Origin of the sequence: Longicatena caecimuris, assembly GCF_018406465.1 — a bacterium.
GTDB lineage: Bacteria > Bacillota_I > Bacilli_A > Erysipelotrichales > Erysipelotrichaceae > Longicatena > Longicatena caecimuris.
In genome coordinates, this window is the sequence record NZ_AP024510.1 from 2,573,315 (window position 1) to 2,592,480 (window position 19,166).

General features: G+C 38.5%; 17 protein-coding genes and 1 tRNA gene. 5 read left to right on the top strand and 13 right to left on the bottom strand.

Annotation, left to right across the window (positions count from 1 at the left end; genetic code table 11):
* Nucleotides 1-97: 97 nt before the first annotated feature.
* Entirely contained in the window at nucleotides 98-1,996 is a 1,899-nt protein-coding gene (locus tag KJS44_RS11905; RefSeq protein ID WP_008686938.1) for a DUF5696 domain-containing protein, read from the top strand.
* A 400-nt stretch (nucleotides 1,997-2,396) separates the two neighbouring features.
* Here KJS44_RS11905 and KJS44_RS11910 read toward each other — a convergent pair whose 3' ends face one another.
* On the bottom strand, nucleotides 2,397-3,776 hold the full coding sequence (locus KJS44_RS11910) for a sodium-dependent transporter (protein WP_008686936.1): 1,380 nt from the start codon (nucleotides 3,774-3,776) through the stop codon (nucleotides 2,397-2,399).
* Between the two features lie 311 nt (nucleotides 3,777-4,087).
* Here KJS44_RS11910 and KJS44_RS11915 point away from each other — a divergent pair, with 311 nt between their 5' ends.
* Nucleotides 4,088-4,828 (top strand): hypothetical protein, encoded by a 741-nt coding sequence (locus KJS44_RS11915; protein WP_008686934.1) that lies wholly within the window; start codon nucleotides 4,088-4,090, stop codon nucleotides 4,826-4,828.
* Between the two features lie 173 nt (nucleotides 4,829-5,001).
* On the opposite strand, the gene KJS44_RS11920 is transcribed toward KJS44_RS11915, so the two are convergent.
* From KJS44_RS11920 to KJS44_RS11940, 5 genes are all read right to left on the bottom strand, one after another.
* Entirely contained in the window at nucleotides 5,002-5,904 is a 903-nt protein-coding gene (locus KJS44_RS11920; RefSeq protein WP_008686932.1) for a sugar phosphate nucleotidyltransferase, read from the bottom strand.
* Nucleotides 5,905-6,220: 316 nt separating this feature from the next.
* Nucleotides 6,221-6,583, bottom strand: a complete 363-nt coding sequence (locus KJS44_RS11925; RefSeq protein ID WP_008686931.1) for a YbaN family protein — start codon at nucleotides 6,581-6,583, stop codon at nucleotides 6,221-6,223.
* A 1-nt stretch (nucleotide 6,584) separates the two neighbouring features.
* A complete protein-coding gene (locus KJS44_RS11930) occupies nucleotides 6,585-6,932 on the bottom strand; it encodes a nitrous oxide-stimulated promoter family protein (RefSeq protein ID WP_008686930.1) in 348 nt (115 codons plus the stop codon).
* 97 nt (nucleotides 6,933-7,029) lie between these two features.
* Nucleotides 7,030-8,685, bottom strand: coding sequence for an amino acid ABC transporter ATP-binding/permease protein (locus KJS44_RS11935; protein ID WP_008686928.1), 1,656 nt, complete (start codon nucleotides 8,683-8,685; stop codon nucleotides 7,030-7,032).
* Entirely contained in the window at nucleotides 8,682-10,418 is a 1,737-nt protein-coding gene (locus tag KJS44_RS11940; RefSeq protein ID WP_008686927.1) for an ABC transporter ATP-binding protein/permease, read from the bottom strand. The genes KJS44_RS11935 and KJS44_RS11940 overlap by 4 nt, the downstream gene beginning before the upstream one ends.
* A gap of 286 nt (nucleotides 10,419-10,704) precedes the next feature.
* On the opposite strand from KJS44_RS11940, the gene KJS44_RS11945 reads away from it, so the two are divergent.
* The 3 genes from KJS44_RS11945 (at nucleotide 10,705) to KJS44_RS11955 (ending at nucleotide 13,287) form a co-directional block, all read left to right on the top strand.
* Nucleotides 10,705-11,457, top strand: coding sequence for a DeoR/GlpR family DNA-binding transcription regulator (locus KJS44_RS11945; protein WP_008686926.1), 753 nt, complete (start codon nucleotides 10,705-10,707; stop codon nucleotides 11,455-11,457).
* A gap of 13 nt (nucleotides 11,458-11,470) precedes the next feature.
* Nucleotides 11,471-12,358 carry a PHP domain-containing protein gene (locus KJS44_RS11950; protein WP_008686924.1) on the top strand — a complete coding sequence of 296 codons (888 nt, stop codon included), beginning with the start codon at nucleotides 11,471-11,473 and terminating at the stop codon, nucleotides 12,356-12,358.
* A gap of 308 nt (nucleotides 12,359-12,666) precedes the next feature.
* Nucleotides 12,667-13,287, top strand: coding sequence for a 4Fe-4S binding protein (locus KJS44_RS11955; protein ID WP_008686922.1), 621 nt, complete (start codon nucleotides 12,667-12,669; stop codon nucleotides 13,285-13,287).
* Nucleotides 13,288-13,398: 111 nt separating this feature from the next.
* On the opposite strand, the gene KJS44_RS11960 is transcribed toward KJS44_RS11955, so the two are convergent.
* The 7 genes from KJS44_RS11960 to KJS44_RS11990 all read right to left on the bottom strand — a co-directional run bounded on the left by KJS44_RS11960 (nucleotide 13,399) and on the right by KJS44_RS11990 (nucleotide 19,162).
* Nucleotides 13,399-13,968 carry an ECF transporter S component gene (locus KJS44_RS11960; protein WP_008686920.1) on the bottom strand — a complete coding sequence of 190 codons (570 nt, stop codon included), beginning with the start codon at nucleotides 13,966-13,968 and terminating at the stop codon, nucleotides 13,399-13,401.
* 17 nt (nucleotides 13,969-13,985) lie between these two features.
* Nucleotides 13,986-14,957: a nucleoside hydrolase gene (locus tag KJS44_RS11965; RefSeq protein WP_008686919.1), complete on the bottom strand. Its 972-nt coding sequence runs from the start codon at nucleotides 14,955-14,957 to the stop codon at nucleotides 13,986-13,988.
* 196 nt (nucleotides 14,958-15,153) lie between these two features.
* Nucleotides 15,154-15,229 (bottom strand) — tRNA-Thr (locus KJS44_RS11970).
* Between the two features lie 206 nt (nucleotides 15,230-15,435).
* On the bottom strand, nucleotides 15,436-16,842 hold the full coding sequence (locus KJS44_RS11975) for a glycoside hydrolase family 1 protein (protein ID WP_008686918.1): 1,407 nt from the start codon (nucleotides 16,840-16,842) through the stop codon (nucleotides 15,436-15,438).
* Between the two features lie 13 nt (nucleotides 16,843-16,855).
* On the bottom strand, nucleotides 16,856-18,253 hold the full coding sequence (locus KJS44_RS11980) for a PTS transporter subunit EIIC (RefSeq protein ID WP_008686916.1): 1,398 nt from the start codon (nucleotides 18,251-18,253) through the stop codon (nucleotides 16,856-16,858).
* 78 nt (nucleotides 18,254-18,331) lie between these two features.
* Nucleotides 18,332-18,709: a PRD domain-containing protein gene (locus tag KJS44_RS11985; RefSeq protein ID WP_213540265.1), complete on the bottom strand. Its 378-nt coding sequence runs from the start codon at nucleotides 18,707-18,709 to the stop codon at nucleotides 18,332-18,334.
* A gap of 9 nt (nucleotides 18,710-18,718) precedes the next feature.
* A complete protein-coding gene (locus KJS44_RS11990; RefSeq protein ID WP_008686912.1) occupies nucleotides 18,719-19,162 on the bottom strand; it encodes a PRD domain-containing protein in 444 nt (147 codons plus the stop codon).
* Nucleotides 19,163-19,166: the final 4 nt, after the last annotated feature.

The following is a 19,166-nucleotide window of genomic DNA, read 5'->3' on the forward strand; positions in this document are numbered from 1 at the left end:
GTATAGCATTATTATATTCTCCTTGTTCAAGGAAAAATTGCAAACTTTCCTATTTCATAGTATCATAACACAGAAAAAGAAAATAGCAGGAGGACACATGAACTTACAGGCACATACCATCACCCTTACCTTACAAGAAGATACCTTACAAATATCGATTGCTTTACCACATCAACATTGGCAAAGCATTCAACAAGCCCCTTATCTCTTATATCATCAAAAAAAGCTTGCTTTTACACAAGCGACACAGATTCATCATTCTTACTGTCAAGTAGGCTTAGCAAAAGGTATTTTAAGTGATTATCAGGGCTTTTTCAATACAGATCTTCATTTTCAGACCTTGATACTTATTTCTTTATCATCCGAAATCACCTTTCACTTCCTTCCCATTAAAGATGAAGGAGTAACGGAAGTTTTTTGGCCTATGCCTTTTACATTTGATAAGGCAAGCAAGGATTGGTATACACTGCTTCCTTTACAACAGGGTTTACTGTTGCCAAATACATGGAAGAAAGAAGTATGTCAGTTACCTTTTGATGGAGCCTTTTGTTCCAGCAGTGCTTATATGCCCTGGCTTTCGCAGATTAAAGAAAACATGGGATATTTACTTATCAACGATACACCATGGGATAGTGCTTATCAAATACAGCATCCTGCACATGGTCCCTATACGCATGTTTCCATTCGCTGGCTGAGCAGTCTTGGCAAGTTGTCCTATCGCCGCAGCTTACGCATGCAGTTCTATGAACATTGTGATCATAACACCATCGCAAAGGCCTATCGCAAGGATGCCATCGCTCGCGGTTTACTTGTCACATTAAAGGAAAAAAGTATTCAACAGCCTTCCCTTGATGAATTGATTGGCGCATGTTTTCTGCATAAAGGCATACAAACACATGTCCAGCCACAATCCCGTTTTTATGATGCGAAAAAGCCGGATCGTTATGAATCCTTAACAACCTTTGCAACACGCCGACAAGAAATGATCGAATGGAAGCAGCTTGGCGTAAATAAATTATATCTGCATCTGGATGGCTGGGGCGTAGAAGGCTATGACAATGCGCATCCTTCTATATTGCCTCCCTGTGAAAAAGCCGGTGGTTGGGATGGCTTGCAAGCCTTATGCCAACAGATGAAACAGCTGCATTATGTATTCGGATTGCATGATCAATATCGTGATCATTACCATCTGGGAAAGGAATATGATCCACAAAATAGTGTGCAATTACCAGACGGCAGTATCCCTTCGCATGCCTATTGGGCCGGAGGTGAACAGGATTACTTATGTGCTAGTCTGGCAAGCTCCTATGTAAAACGCAATTATGAAGCGTTATTTGCTCATGGCATTTATCCGGATGCGGTGTATTTAGATGTCTTCACCTGTAATGAACCAGATGAATGTGCTCATCCTATGCATCGTATGACACGTCGAGAATGCTTAGCGTATCGCAATGCTTGCTTTGCCTGGTTGTTGTCTAAGCATATTTTGACCAGTAGTGAAGAGGTCAATGAATGGGCCTTGCCTTATCAAATTTTTGCTCATTATGGACCCTATCATTTTATGATGCATTCTCCTAAAGAAGAGCGCATTGGAATCGGCGTTCCTTTGTTTAACTTAGTTTATCATGACTGTGTCTTATTGCCTTGGCCAATGGATGTTTACCTGGATGGCGAAGATCTCATGCTGTATGCCTTATTAAACGGCGGTGCGCCGTATTTAGAAAAGGATGGTGCTTATCCTAATACAGATGGTGTATTTGATAACGAATATAAAAGCTTAACCAAGCAAGAGAAACAAGAGCGCTCTGCCATCGTAAGTACTTTTCATACACTTGTCGCCAAGGAAGAGATGGTCTCACATGAATTTTTAGATCACGATTATAAGTGTCAAAAAACGCGCTTTGCGAATGGTTGTGAAGTTACGATTGATTTGCGTAATAATAGCTATACGCTTTCTGTTCCCGCAATGGATGATGCTAACCTTTCCAATATTTAAATGGAAATTTCCAAAAAGTAGATCCTGTATCAGTACTACTACAGAAAACTTTTTTGAAAAGACCAAATGATCTTACCCTAATTACATAGTAATGAAAAGACTTCTAGACAAGTTGCACGTGTGAGAAGTCTTTTTTTTACTATGCTTTATCTTCTTTTCTACGATCTATAAATTAAACATAAGATGGTATTCTATACGCCCTTTTTTGCCATTATCAAAAAACGCTCTTTCACCTTCTTCTGCATCCGACCAGTAAAAATCCATCTTCCAAATTAAAACAGTAAAACTTTATCTTCATCTGTATCAAACAGCAAAAAAGATTTCTTATGGAAGACTACCTAGCCAACATAAAAGAAATCTTTTAACCTATGTAATTATTATTAAGCAAGTTTCATTATAGCTACATCAGCTTTAATTTATCCCAAAGCCCCAATATAAAGATAAACACGACAATGACAGGTAAAAGATAGCTGATATACCAACGCATGTTCTTTGGAAAAGGCAATCCTTCCCCCGCATTTGCCTCTTGCAGGAAATTTTTCCATCCCCAGCCAAAGCTGCGCGTACAAAAGAAGACAAATACCAAAGAACCAAGTGGCATAATAACATTTGATACTAAGAAATCCAACAGATCTAAAACGGCACTTCCTTCTCCAAAAGGTTGAAAACCGGATAAGACACTAAAGCCAATAGCACAAGGAATACTGCCCACAATCAGAATTAAGATATTTAATAAGACACTTTTCTTTCTGGTCCAGGCGAACAAATCCATGGAGAAAGAAACGATATTTTCAAATACGGCGATGATGGTCGATAAAGCCGCAAAGTTCATAAAGATGAAAAATAAAGTTCCCCACAACTGTCCATTGTCCATCACATTAAAAATATTAGGTAGTGTCACAAAAACCAAGCCGGGACCACTATCCGCAGCTACACCAAATGCCATACAGGCTGGAAAGATAATAAGCCCTGCCATGATAGCCACAAAGGTATCCAATGCCATCACTCGCACTCCTTCGCCGGTTAAAGAATGCTGTTTATCGATATAGCTGCCAAAAATAGCCATGCCTCCCATACCGATGCTTAAGGTGAAAAAGGCTTGCCCCATCGCCGCATAAATTGCATCAAACAAACCGTTTTGCAACAGCTTATCAAAATCAGGGACTAAATAAAAGGTTACACCTTCCATAGCATTCGTAAGACTCAGGGCTTTACCAACCAATAGCAACATAACGCCCAACAATAACCCCATCATTACCTTCGTAATCTTTTCTACCCCTTTTTGTAATCCCAGTGCACAAATACCACAACCAATCAGCACCACCAGAATCATCCAAAAGACAGAAGCCAAAGGATCTTGTTGTAATGTTTGAAAAGCTTCTTTTACTTGTTGTGTTGTTGCGCCATGAAATTCACCGCTCGCCATCTTGACGAAATATGCCAGCATCCATCCAGCAATCGTCGTATAGAACATTACTAATAAATAATTCCCCAGCATTGCCACATAAGAAAAGATATGCCATTTTTGTTTCGGTTTCTCTAAAATATGAAAACTGCGGGCAACACTTTTTCCTGATCCTCTCCCTACGGCATATTCCATGACGATAATAGGAAGTCCTAATATAATAAGGAAGAATAAGTATACCAACACAAAAGCTCCACCGCCATATTTTCCTACCATATAAGGAAAACGCCAAATATTACCTAATCCAATTGCACATCCCGCGGATAAAAAGATAAATCCCAAGCGGGAGGATAATTTTTCTCGTTTTGCGTCCATAAAGTTCAAGCTCCTTAATTTTTACACAAGTGCTTCCATTGTATAAAACTTTTCCCAGTAAGTCAAATACAGCAAACGTACATTCTGTCTATCTTAGCTAATAAGAAAAAACGCCTCTTTCTATGTAATCATCCTTTTTTTCTAATAAGCTTAAAACGATAGAAACAAAATGGAAATTTGTGTCATATCTTACAAGCTTTTAATAGAAAAATATGATATAGTCATCACCATGAAGAAGGTAAATACCATTTTCAATGGCTTATCCCTTATAGAAGGATAGCATAAAAGAAGTTGAAGAGGAGTGATGTTTTATGATTGAAAAGTTTTTAGTTAAAGAATCCAAACGTATTCACAAAGCCACAAGAAGGCGATTGCGCATCTGTACACTTTTATTTGTCTGTTTCATGGTACTTCTTTATGTTCTTTTACAAGATGAATTTGCCAGGAATCCATCCTTTAAAAACACTATTTATAGTATAGGTATCGTCTTAATCGTCATCGTTGTATGCGCGGATGTTATCGGGACTATTCGTACGAGGAAAGCTGATGCCCAAGGGGAAAATCTCATTCTTCCTTATCAAGACGGCAGTAAGCAAGAAATTGCCGAGAAAATCAATCAGGATGCAGCAAATGGACTGTTATTTGAAGAATACATATATGAGTTTCCTGAAGGGAAAAAACCTTATGGTGAAAAAATTGTCTTAACATCTTCATATTTATTATTATGCAGTACCAAGATTACCGTCATTCCCCGTGATAAAATCTATTGGACATGTGCACAAGTAGGATATAAGGGTGGTCCTTATCGCGTACGCTTTTTGGTTTTCACTGTAAAAAAAGTGTTTGAAGTAATCGGTGTTGATATTGAGCATGTCGAAGCCTTAGCAAATCAGCTATATGAGTATCTGCCAAACATCTTCGCAGGATATGACGATGATTTTAATTTCTCTTATCAGCTGGAGGAGCTTTATACAAAAGATCATTATGAATTTATGCGCTTATATGAAGCCATGCAACAGCGTTATGAAACACAAGAAAAAGACGCTGTATAGAAGACCATGAAACATTTCTCAAGCAATTTTAAGCAATAGAAGTAACAAGCAAAAACAATCGTCTCATAAAAGCGAAAAAGGAAGAACTCTATGCATCTTGTGCTTGCCAGCGACAAGATAGCATGAAAGCGACTTCCTTTTTTTATGCTTTATCGTTCTTAACCGTTTTTTACTTATTTCCAAAGATCACTTGGATATAAGCCTTTATCAACCAATGCCTTAATACCAGCTTTTACTCCCGGCTTATCTTCCTGATACGTAACACCGAACCATTTTTCATTGCTGCTCAATAACTTCACCGTGGCCTTGCCTTCTTTGATCAATTCATCGGTTACCACAGGAATTAAAAATTCTGATTTCATAGTATTTTCCGGTACTTTTTCATTTAAAAATGCATGGAACTTTGTTTCAATCTTTTCCACATAATCAGGGAAGAATCCCCACATATTCATTGATACCAATGAAGTTGCGTCCACATCGATCCATTCATCGTTCTCAAAATATTGCACACCGTTTTCATGCTTTTCAATCTTGGCACATTCTTTAACTTCTGTTAACAGACCGTTTTCGGATTGACAGATACCTCTTGTCACACTGCCATTATCTGTTAAGGTATTTTCCAAGATGTAACCAATCAAGCAATAGTCTGTATGGTTTGGATCTGCCAAATAGTCATGCAAAATCTTATAAGATTCTCTGCCATAAAAATCATCTGCATTAATGATGGCAAATGGTTCATGCAACACATCTTTACAGCATAACAATGCATGTCCCGTACCCCAAGGTTTACTTCTTCCTTCAGGAATGTGGAATCCACTTGGCAATACAGAATCAATGTCTTGGAAAACATATTCCACTTCTACTTTTCGTGCAATCTTATCCCCAATTAATTCTTTGAAATCCTTTTCCATTTCTTTTTTTATAATGAAGACAATTTTATCAAAGCCTGCTTTAATTGCATCATATGCTGAGAATTCCAAAATTGCTTCCCCATTAGGTCCTAATGGATCCATCTGTTTTAATCCGCCATATCGACTGCCCATACCGGCTGCCAAAACTACTAATGTTGTTTTCATTTTTTCACCTCATGTTTTCTATTTGCATTTTATCATAAAATAAACAGAATAGAAAGGAATACGAAAGGCATTCCCAAGGATACTAACAAACATCGCAATCCTTCTAAAAAAGCAGCAAGTATTCTCCCACCTTTATTAGAAAGAACATGGTTGATACAGCTTTTTCATAATATTTGCAGACTATCTTTTTTTGAAATTCCCTATGCAAGCTTGCTCAACATGTTACGTTTTCCTCTTTTCTAGTTTGTCGCTATTGTCATGGCAAACATCCCTTGTAAAGGTTAAACATAGAATCATAATTAATCAGAACTTTTGCTTAGGAGCGTATGGTTTCAATACGACATAGGAAGTAATAATATTTAAATGCCATTAAACAAAGCAGAAACAGACGCAAATACAGATGCTCCATAAAATACATAGCCAATAATAGCATGGCACTGGCAAAGCTTAACAACGATACCTTCGTACGCAAACGCATGCTGCGCTGTTCAACAAAGCTGGCTAAATGATTTTGATACATGGATGTCTGCATCAGCCATGTGTGAAAACGTTTTGAACTTTTCGCAAAACAATAAGCCGCCAACAACAGAAAGGGCGTTGTAGGTAGAACGGGTAAAACAACCCCGATTGCTCCTAACCCCGTGGCAATGATACCAATCAATAAATACGCTAATTTCATATCACGAAACTCCTTTTGTTTTTCTTTTTTCCCAATGCTGCTTACTTGTGTTTATCATATGTCTAAGGGCCATGAGTGGATGATACAACAGCATATAAGGGCCACTGAAACGCATCACTTCTTTGATCTTATCACGCTGCTCTTTTCGATAACAATGCACCTTACAGCTGCTGCAAAATGTCTTAGTTTCCATGAAAGGGCAATGCTCGATACGCTTACTGGCATAGGCATATAGATCTTCACATTCTTGACAAGGATGTTCCTTATGATGCTTATGGCAATATAGATCAATCATAAAACGAATCGTTTGTTTTTCCTGGTCTCTTTTCTTCGTTATATGTTTCCTCACTTTTCATTTACTCCTTTTTCCTCGATTGACTTAGAAACTTTTTTACATGTTTCTTGATGCATACGCATGGCGGCAAATGTGAATTTCATGCGAACCATCAGCTGCTACGCGTATGCTTCATTTGAATCAAATGATCAACAAAGCGCAATGTACTTGGACGATGAGATACCAAAACGATAGTTTTATCTCTCTGTTCAGCTAGCTTACTTAAAATGGCCGCCTCATTTAGCGCATCCAGATTGCTGGTTGGCTCATCCAGTAAAAGACAAGGTGCATCATGTAAGAAAGCTCTTGCCAAAGCAATACGCTGACGTTCTCCCTGCGATAACGATTCTCCAAGTTCTGCAACCGGTGTAGCATAATCTTTTGGCAACGACATAATAAAATCATGGATATTAGCCTTTTTACATGCCGCCTCTACTTCATCTATCGATGCGTTTAGTTTGGCAATGCGAATATTATTCAAGATGGAATCATGAAACAGTACCGTATCCTGGGTCACATACCCCTGCATCTGCCGTAAGTCTTTTGTATTGATATCCTTTATTGCTGTATCATTCACATGAATCTGACCTTGTGTAACAGACCAAAATCGCATTAAGAGTTTTAATAAAGTGGATTTACCAGAACCACTTTTTCCTAAGATACCTGTAATCTTTCCCTTTTCAAACACCGCATGAAAGTCCTGTAAGATCATCTCATCAGCATAAGCAAAGGATACCTTCTGCAAACACATGTCACCAAAAGTTACCTTCTGCTTACCATTGATTTCTTCTACCTGCTCCTGTTCATCCAACAGATGCAATACGCGTCTTGCACTGGCCATTGTAATCAATAGATTATTTGATAAATTGCTGAGTGCCATCACTGGTCCAAAGCTAGAAAGCAGTAAAACACTTCCCATCAGCGCACTGGTAAAACTGATTTCATTCAATAGATAGAGCCAACCTGCACAAAGCACCATTATACAAGAGAAACCCATGATAGCCATATTGGCCAGCGCCATACTCACACCTTCATAGTGCTTCAATTTCTTTTGCCGTTCATTTACAATCGTACTGCGCTTTTGCATACCCGCTAAGTGTTCCTTGCCTGCTTCATACTGCAAGATGTCCTGCATTCCTCGCAAAGACTCCAATGTATAATCACTTAAATCGCCAAATTCCTTACGTGATGCTTTTCCATCCGCTTTCCCTTTTTTGGTAATATACAATGGCAATAAGATGCCAATACTGCAATAGGCAAAGAAGGCAATAAGGGCAAAAACAGGATGCAGGTTGAGAAACATACCTAATAAGATCAAACAAGTAAGGATGGCAATGAAGATAGGAGAAATCGTATGGGCATAAAAAACCTCCAAGGCCTCAATATCACTGGTGATCAAAAAAATCAGATTGCCACTATCTTTCCCTTCTAACTTTGCCGGACATAAGCGACGTAAAGTGGAAAATACGCGATCTCTTAAAATAGCTAACAATTTAAAAGCAATATAATGATTGCATGCTTGTTCTCCATAATGCAAAATACCTCGCAAGATAGCACATACTCCCATTATGATAAAGAATACAGAGATGGGAAAATCCGGTGCCTGTATAGCGATATGTGCAATCAATAAAGAGGCAAAATAGGGAATGAAGATGGCACAAAGAAAGCCAGTGACCCCTAATGTAATGGCTAATATCATATAACCTGTTAATGGTTTTACTAAGCTGCTCATGCGCAGCATCAGTTTAAAATTACTTTCTTGTTTCATACTGTTTGCTCCTTATAAAACTGTTCCAGTGTCTGTTGTTGTTTAAACATACGTTCATATACACCGTTTTGTTTCCTTAATTCTTCATGTGTCCCCTGTTCTACACAGCTTCCTTTTTCCATGACATAAATACAATCACTATCTACAACACTACTTAAACGATGGGTAATTAATAATACCGTTTTTTCTTTCTTTAAACGATGAATCAACTGTAAAATAGCATCTTCACTTTCCATGTCGATGTTACTAGTTGCCTCATCGAAAATATAGACTTCTCGATCCGCCAATAATGCTCTGGCCATTGCCAGACGCTGCCGCTGCCCTCCAGACAAATTCTGTCCGCCTTCCTCTAACATCGTATCAAGACCATCTTGTTCCTGTAAGAAATCCGCGATACAGACATCTTGCAAAACTTTCCATAACGCCTCATCACTTGCTAAAGGATTACCCATTCGTAAGTTTTCACGAACACTTCCTTTTATGATGGTTGGCTTATGGGTCACATACATCACCTTTTTATAAAAGGATGCATCAGCTAAAGAAGAACGCTCTATCCCCTGTACAGTGATACTCCCTTGATAATCCGATGCAAATCCACAACATAACTTAGCAATCGTGCTCTTACCAGAGCCACTTTCGCCTACGATGGATACAAAGCTGTTTGCCAAAACGTTTAAGCTGACATCCTGTAAGACAACACGCTGTTGATCATAAGCAAAGGTAACATGCGATAGTTGCATGACAATGGGTTCATCGGATAATGTGCATTTGGCTTCTTCCTGAAGTGGTATATCCAACAAACGAAAGATTTTCGCACTTGCGGCAATCCCATTCATCGCAATATGGAAAAATGAGCCCAACAGACGTAAGGGAATGAAAAATTCACTTGATAACAACACGATACTGATGACAGCAAATAATGAAATAGAACCATTTCGATATGCAATCATGGCTACGATACTGCCAATTGCTGCCCCACCATAAGCTATCAGATCCATCACACTTACACTGTTTAACTGCATCGTCAACACCTTCATCGTAATACGGCGAAACGTTTCTGCTTCTTTATTCATTTCTTCATGCTTATATCCATCGGCCTGATAGATTTTTAAGGTAGTTAAACCTTGCAGATTTTCTAAGAAGCTATCTCCAAGACTGGCATAGCTCGTCCAATATTTTGATAACAGCTTTTTCGCAAACTTTTGTACGGCGATGATAGAGAGTGGAATTAGTGGTACACATACCAACAACACCAAAGAGCTTCGCCAATCTAGCCAGACAAGAATCAAAAATAAAGTCAACGGTGCTAACATGCTATAGAAAAACTGTGGCAGATATCGTCCAAAATACGTCTCTAGCTGATCAACACCTTCCACGCTGAGCTGTACCAGTTCACTTGTCGCAATATGTTGCGTATAACTGTTCTTTAGCTCCAGCAACTTCTCATATATGCGTTGACGAAGATGATTTTTAACATCACAGCTTGCCCTATAGGAATATCGGCTTGCCTGCATACTGGTAAGCATGCGAACGATAATCATCAATATGACACCGATGGCACATAGCATCAGATTGCGTAACGTCAAGGTATCCTGAAACATTTCCACAAAGATATTTGCGAAAAGAAAAACCATTCCGATATTGCTCAACATGCCCAGCCATTGCATGAATACCTGTTTCCATACCATGACTTTTGCTTGTGGCATCTCTTTTAATAACCTTTTATCAATCATAAGTCCTCCATAAGTTAGTCTAATCTAACAGAAATTTCGATAGAAGTTTACCATGGATAACTTATCGTGTCAATACCGTCGATCCTTTATCTAACTGGCAATCATTGGAAATAAGGAACAAGCATGCAGGCAAAGGAATAAAACCATTAGATACCCATCGTATTTCCTTTTGTTTTCCACGATACAAAACATATATCTGCTGAAATGCAAACATAAATTCTTCTGTTTTCCATTCTTTCTTGTAATTTTCTTTTGTTTTGATAAAATCAAAGTAAGGAGGGATGACATGTCAAAAACAACAACCCTGCGTCGCAAGCAAATTGAACAGATCGTAGCTACACGGCATATCGTTCATGTACAAGCGCTGGCAAAAGAATTGCTGGTATCGTGTGAAACCATTCGCAAAGATTTGGCTTTTTTAGAAGAAAAAGGTGTCTTATACCGTACCCATGGCGGAGCCCGAGAACGTTCCAGCAATATCGATATTCCCTACGATATTCGCTCACAAGAATATATTCAGGAAAAACGACGCATTGCCAGACAAGTGCCGGCCTTTCTTCATGATGATGATATCATCTATATTGACGCTTGCAGCACAGCCGCTTATCTCGGTATGTTTTTGAAACAGAAGAAGCAGCTGACCTTTGTGACAAATTCTTTAGACTTAGTATCTTCCATGCAGGATAGTGGTCATAAGATTATTATGACAGGTGGCACGTATGTACCTGAAGGTAAGCGTTTATCGGGCGATTTTAGCATGCCTTTGATCCAATCACTTTTCTTTGATGTGTGTATCTTTGGCATGGATGGCTGTAAAGATTTGGATGGTCCTGCCAATATGCGTGAAGATGAGTTGATGATGAACAAGGCGATCTTAGAACGATCACATAAAGCCATCTTGGTATCCGATGCCTCTAAATTTGAGCGATATGCCCATTATCAATATGCCAAGTTCTCTCAGTTTGATGTTTTTATCACAACACAGCTAAGCAAAGAAGAAAAAGCACGACTGCCTATCCCTTATATTATCGAAACTTGAAAGGAGCTACTTTATGAATACCATTGATTTACACATGCATTCCCAATACAGCATTGATGGCGAATTTAGCGTTAAAGAATTATGTGAGCAAGCCAACCATAACGGTTTGCGCGTTATGGCAATCGCTGATCATAATTCGACCAGAGCTTATCACGATGTTACAGATACCAAAGGAGTACAATTGATACCGGCAATCGAACTGGATTGTACATTTCAAGGCCACGACTTTCATTTATTAGGCTATGGCATAAATCCCGAGGCAAAAGAATATGCCGAAATTGAAAAAGATATTATAACCCAGGAGCAACAGGCAAGCGCTCAGCGATTGGCTTTATTAAGAGAACATTTGCATATTTATATTGATGAAGAAGAATTAAAACGACGCAGCTTTCACGGCATTTATGTGGCCGAAACCATTTGTGAAATCGCCATGGAGGATGCGCGTAATAAAGACAATCCCCATATGAAACCTTATTATTTTGGTGGTGCACGCAGTGATAACCCTTATGTGAATTTCTATTGGGATTATTGTGCGCAAGGAAAAGTAGCTTATGTGCCTATTCATTATATGAGTATGGAAAAAGCTATTGCCCTCTATCATTCACAACATGCTCTGGCAGTGTTAGCCCATCCCGGTAATAATGTGAAAGAAGATGCGGCTTTATTAGAAGCTTTGCTGAAACTGCCATTCAATGGCATTGAGGTGTACAGCAGTTATCATACACCAGAGCAAATTGCTTATTATAAACAAGCCGCATTACAACACAATTTATTGATTACTTGTGGCAGTGATTTCCATGGCAAGACAAAACCAAGTGTCACCATGGGGAAATGTCATATGCCAAAGGAAGAAGAGGAAATGCTATATACACAACTTCAAGCCAATGGATTATGCAAGTGATATAAGCATTCCAACAAAAAAAGAGGCCAGTGCCTCTTTTAATGGTTATGAGCTAGCAACCTTTTATATGCTGATCACTATGTCAATCAAGCTTATGCAATGAGAAGAACTTAACATTGCCTCTGGATAATAAAGACAAGTCAAAAGCCAACAAGTCTTTAATAAAGAATGATAAAAGATAATAAGCAACAAGATGAAAAGATTCTCTATGTACAGCCTCTTCTTTCTTAATGGTATTTTCCAAACAGCAAACTTTCTTTTCCGTTATGCTTGGGTTATAGTTAAGTTGTCAAGAAAGAAGGATGCATATGAAAAAACAAGATCTCTTACAAGAATTGCGCAACATCCGCAGTGTAGCCATGGCCAGTGTAGATGCCCAAGGAAATCCAAAGAATCGCATAATTGATGTAATGCTGGCGGATGAAAATGCCATTTACTTTTGTACAGCAAGAGGAAAAGCCTTTTATCAGGAGTTAATGATGAAGCCAGTCATTGCCATTACCGGAATGAATGCCTCCTGGCAAATGATACGCCTGCAGGGAGAAGTCGAACATTTAACAAAGCAAGTCATGTGGATCGATAAAATCTTTATGGAGAACCCACAGATGAAGCAAGTGTATCCGAAAGATTCTCGTTATATTCTAGAAGCCTTTAAAGTAGCAAAGGGTGTGTTGGAATGGTTTGATTTAGGTAAGGAACCCATCAATCGCGAATGCTTACGCATGGAGGATGATGTACAACTGCTTCAGGATGGCTATCAGATACAAACAAATTGCATTGGTTGTAATAAATGTCTGAGCAGCTGTCCACAACAGTGCATCAAACAAGGCAAGCCTTACCATATCGTACAATCCCATTGCCTTCACTGTGGGCTCTGTTATGAGCTTTGTCCTGTCCATGCCATTCGGAAAATTACCGAATGCGCATAGCTCATATGAAGCGTGATTCATTTGTTTCTAATTCCTTTTATACTAGCAGCTTCTTAAAGCTCTTGCTTATCTATAAAACCTAATACCATTTTACTTATGTTCGCTGTCCAATTAACGTTCTGCATGTCGTTTTAGATTATGCAGTAGGCTTGTTGGCAGCTTTTTTAATAAGGCAGCGACAAATAGCAGCGTAATCATACGATCAATATAATCGGTGATCACTTGCACCACAAAGCAGCTCATTGTCAATCCTAAAGGTGTTTTCGCTAAAAGCTGCACAAAAAAGGTAGAGCCACTCGAGGTAATACCACCAAATAGATACGCTGTAATCAATGCACTTAAGAAGGACGTTGGCACACTGATCATCAAAGCACCAAGGAAAAACCACCATCGCTTATCTTGCTTTTTACGCCAAACAAAGCCGGCAAGCAATCCCAGAAAGATACCGACAGGAGCATAGTATAAGGAATACATATCAACGGTTATTCCTAAAATTAAGCCACTTAACAAACTTGGCAGCATCCCATAGAAAGGGCCATAGACTGCCGCAATAAACATAGTACCCATACTATCTAAATAAATCGGCAGTTTCAGCATAAGTGCGATTTGTCCACCAATCAAATTGAGCACCACAGCCAGTGCTATCATACTAATATGATAAATGGTAAATTTTGTTTTCATGTCTTCCCTTTCCTTCCTTAACATACGGTATCCAAAATATCTAAGGCATCGGTTGGGATTGCTAAGATACGGCTGATAAATAAGCGGAAAAATGCATGCACATCGACTTGTGTGAGAATATGTGCATTGGCTTTTCGCTGATAAAAGTCATAAGCATCCACAATTGTTTGTCCACGGGATAGCCCATCACACGCAACTTGTACATTTGAGCTGAAGCCGCTGCAAATAGCAGGATTTAGAAAATATGCCACTGCGAGTGGATCATTGATCACACAGCCAATCAAATGTTCTTGTTTCCAGTGAAAGTCATAATAAAATTTTGTTATTTTGCGAATGAAACTTCCTTGTTTTGCATCAAGACGTTCGATATAAGAAAGCAAATTCGGTGTTAATACGATCTTTCGTGTCACATCTAAGCCAACCATATGGATTTGTTTTTGTAGGCGTTCCATTTCATGATAGACAATCGCAGCTGCCTCAGGATCTTCCCAGTAATTGTATTCCGCAACGGGTGAACAATTACCATGTGCTTTATAACTGCCTCCCATGGAAACAAGTTGTTCGATGTTGGCAAACGCTGCGGCATTCTGCTGTATGAGATGCGCCAGATTTGTCAAAGGCCCCAACGCGATAATGGAACAAGCTTCCTTTGTTAATGTTTCACATAAAAAGCTAACAGCATCTATGTTTTGCTCATAGCCCGCTACTTCTTCTAAATAACTTTCACCTAAGCCATCACTGCCATGAGTATCTAAAGCATCACAGAAAGGTTTTTGTAAAGGTTTATCTGCTCCCAGATAAATAGGAACATCCAGGCGATTCATATGGCGCAATACTTTCTTAGCATTCGCAAAGCCAAGTTGTAATGGAGCATTTCCACAAACAATGGTAATGCCTAACACTTTAATCTCTAAAGATGATAATGCCAGCATCAACGCTAAACTATCGTCAATCCCCGGATCACAGTCAATAATCACTTTTCTTTTCATTTGCATATCCTCCAATAAAAAATGACCTCACATAATAAGCAAGGCCATAAGTAAAAATAGATAAAACACAAAAAAACATGTGCTTTTATTTTTATGTTATGAATTGCCTATTATTATACTGGGAGGTAAGGAACCAGTGTATACTTTTCTGCTTTCATAAAAAACGCCACTTTTATCGTGGCCTTCATTACAAATATGGTGCCGGCTATAGGACTTGAACCTACGACCTACGCGTTACGAGTGCGTTGCTCTACCAACTGAGCTAAGCCGGCACATGAAATCGTGCGCAGATATTATAGCATTATTTTTTTTCTATGTACAGATTCAATTGTAAATTTATCCACAAATTCCAAATAAATGTTAAGTCATTTCACAAGGAATGAAAAGCAGAGTCTTGATGACATCATCATAAAGTGTACCCCATACGGGGGATACATAAATTATAAGTGCATTTCCTATACTCTGCTTTTCTGCTTTTTTACTCTGTGATTTCCAGATCTTCTCCATTTGATTGTATGACTTTCTTATAATAAGCAAACGAACACTTCTTATAACGCGTTCCACTGCCATTCCCTTGATCGTCTACATCAACATAAATGAAACCATACCGCTTTTTCATTTCACCGGTTCCTGAGCTTACGATGTCTAGCGGCCCCCACCATAAATATCCTCTGACATCTACTCCATCATAATCAACCGCTTTCTTCAATTCCGTTATATGATTTTTTAAATAATATTTTCGATACGTATCCTGTACGCTGCCATCTTCCAATATATCATAATCTGCGATTCCATTTTCAACGATAAAGATAGGTTTTTGATAACGATCATACATATAATTTAAAGAATAGCGAAGACCAACCGGATCAATTTCCCATCCCCATTTTGTCTTTTCTAAATAGGGATTTGTATAGCCTGTCGTAAAGGATATCAAATCAAAATCTTTCGTATCTTTTCCAACAACTACCGTATTGTAGTAACTATAGGAAATAAAATCTACAACTCCCTTTCTTAGAATGTCATCATCTTCCTTTTGTACTGGTAAAACAATTCCCTTTCTTGCCAGTTCTTTGCGTTTATAAGATGGATAATATCCACGATTTTGCACATCTACGTAAAACATATAGTTCTTCATAAATGTTTCATTTGCCATAATATCATCCGGATGGCATGTAGCAGGGTATGAAAAGATTCCTCCATACATACTGCCTACTTGATTCTCCTTATTGATTTCATGAGCCAAGGTTACCACCTTTGCATGTGCTATCAATTGATGATAGGCGGCAATCATACGCTCTTTATAGCTGGCATCTTCGCTTATAGCACCTGCCCACCATGGACAATCGGTCATCGTATTGATTTCATTAATAGGCAGCCAATATTTAACTTTTCCATTATAACGTTTGAACACTGTTTCACAATAGCGAACAAAACAATCAATGGCATCGCGATGAAGCCAAGAACCAAACTTTTTAAACATTCCTATCGGTGTCTCAAAATGGCATAATGTCACCATCGGCTCTATCCCACACTTCCTGCAATATGCTATAACTTCATCATAATGCTGTAACCCTTCCTCATTGGGTTTTGTATCATAACCATTCGGATATATTCTGGACCAATCAATGGAAAAGCGATACATGCGAAAACCCATCTCCTTAAATAAAGCAATATCTTCTTGATAGCGATGATAATGATCTATCGCTTTATGCGAAGGATAATTTTTCTTTGGATCAATATCCAGGGTGATCGCTCTTGGGGTATTAACATCACCTGCCGTCATGACATCAACTGCATTTATCCCTTTTCCCCCTTCTTGCCATGCTCCTTCACATTGATCCGCTGAAGTAGAACCACCCCAAAAGAAATCATTTCGTAGACTCATAGTTATCTCCTTTCTATGCACAATCTTTAAACGTTATATACGTCGCGATAAAAGTGATGGCTCCTCCTAACAACATCGCAAGAATATAAAAGATAATATTCGTCGCGGTCGGTCCTATGTAGCAAGGGATGGCAAACATTCCCCCGGTTCCATAAACATTGTAACAATATACTTGCAACAAGCCACATAATCCGGCGCCAAAGAAGTTACCGATACAAACACAAATCAATGGTGTTTTATATTTTAAATTTACACCAAACATGGATGGTTCACTAATGCCGGCAATAATTGCTGTAAATCCACATGATAACCCTGTTGATTTTAATTCTTTATTCTTTGTTTTACAAGCAACTGCCGCTGCTGCTAATCCTTGATTAATATTATTCAGACAGTCTATTGGGGATACGATGGGTTCATAGCCAAATTTTGTAAAAGACTCCAACCAGTACGGTGTTGTCGCATTATGCATACCGGTAATAACAAGGAATGGATATAGTGCACCTAGCACTGCCATGCCGATAAAACCCGTTGTCTCATACAGCCACATCAGAAATGCCGTAATATACGTACCTAAGATTGCACCTAAAGGCGCCAGCACACAGAAGGCTAGTGGAATCATCACAAGTAAAGTAGCGAATGGTTCCATAATCACTCTTAAAAAGCTTGGCGATATCTTCTTAAAGAAACGCTCTACTGGTGCCATGATCATAACACATAAAATGACTGGGAAAACCATATAGCTGTAAGTACCTGCATAAACAGGTAAGCCAAACAACGTGATAGAAGCTCCTTCATCAACTAATGCTATAAATGATGGTGCTACCAGCATCAAACCCATCAGCATTCCTAAACCTTCATCCGTATTGAATTTCTTTGCCGCACCTTTACCGATAAAAACAGGTAAGAAATAGAAACCGGCATCTCCTACAATGGATAACATGTTGTATGTAGAACTAGCGGGATCAAGTATACCAAAGGTCGATAGTAACAGACATAGCACCTTGATCATACCGGCACCGATCAAAACCGGGATAAAAGGTATCAGCGAACCGGAAATAATATCCGCAATTGCAGAAAATGCTCCTTTCATCGTTAACTTTTTCTTTTCCTTTTTCACTGATACATCCAAATCTTCATCAATGGCATCTTCCATTACAAAACCATGCTCTTTACATATCAAACGATAAGCATCATCTACATCTTGCCCAATGATGATTTGTAACTCATCCCCCTGCCATTGACATCCTAATACCCCAGGAAGCTTTTCAATCTCTTCCGGCTTTGATAAACTCTTATCTTTTAAATTAAAACGCAATCTCGTAACACAATGTACAAAATACGTAACATTGTCCTTTGAACCTATGTAATTTACGATATTCTCAGATAATTTCTGAAATTTATTTTTAGACATTTTGCTCCTCCTCTATATGTATTAAACAATGGTACGGCCGATACATTGTTTTAATACCAAAAGACTTTCCCCAGGCGGTTATCCGCTTTTCCCCTCACGCATGCATAAACGATTTACATGCAGCATCAAATATAAAATTTCTTCACTTTCTAATTGACAATTCATCTTCTTTTCTAAATATGTACAAAGCTTTTGGACACAAGCATTCGTTTTAGGAAAATTAGCAACCATTTCTTCATATAGAATGGAATTTTCCGTTTTCAATGTTTCTTTTTCCGCGATGCGTTTCATTAAATAACGGATATGTGTGATAAAACGTGCATAGTTGAAACCATCTTTATCAATTTCGATATGAAATTCACTTTCGATGATTTGCGTAATGTCGTTAAGTATTTTATGGTCAGCTTTCTGCCCTTTTGTATTGGTGGTTTCATAATTAATAAAATGTAACGCAATGGCATACTTTTAATCATCAGGTAAAGTAGTCTTTAATTGTTTCCGGATGATGGTTAATGCATAGGTACCGATAGCACATTCCTTTTTATACAATTGTTTCAAATCATCCGTAAGCATGAAATTCATCATATATCCTTGTTGATGCCTTTGTAAGGCAAATTGAATATGATCGGCTAATGAAAAGATAACATTTGAACTTAATTCGTATGGGATACGTCGTTTCGCATAATCCACGATTTTCGTAGCCACATCGATAACGTCATAGTCAATACATTGCAACAGTTGCAAGTATTTCTGATCAACGTTGTAATACGTTCTTTGTATGATGCTTAAGTCTTTTAGTTCATATGGAATCTTGCCAAAACCGATGCCAGTACCTACAGCAATTAATTCGTTATGATCTTTATCGATGCATAAGGCAACACAATTATTTAATTTCTTAATGACCCGCATACCA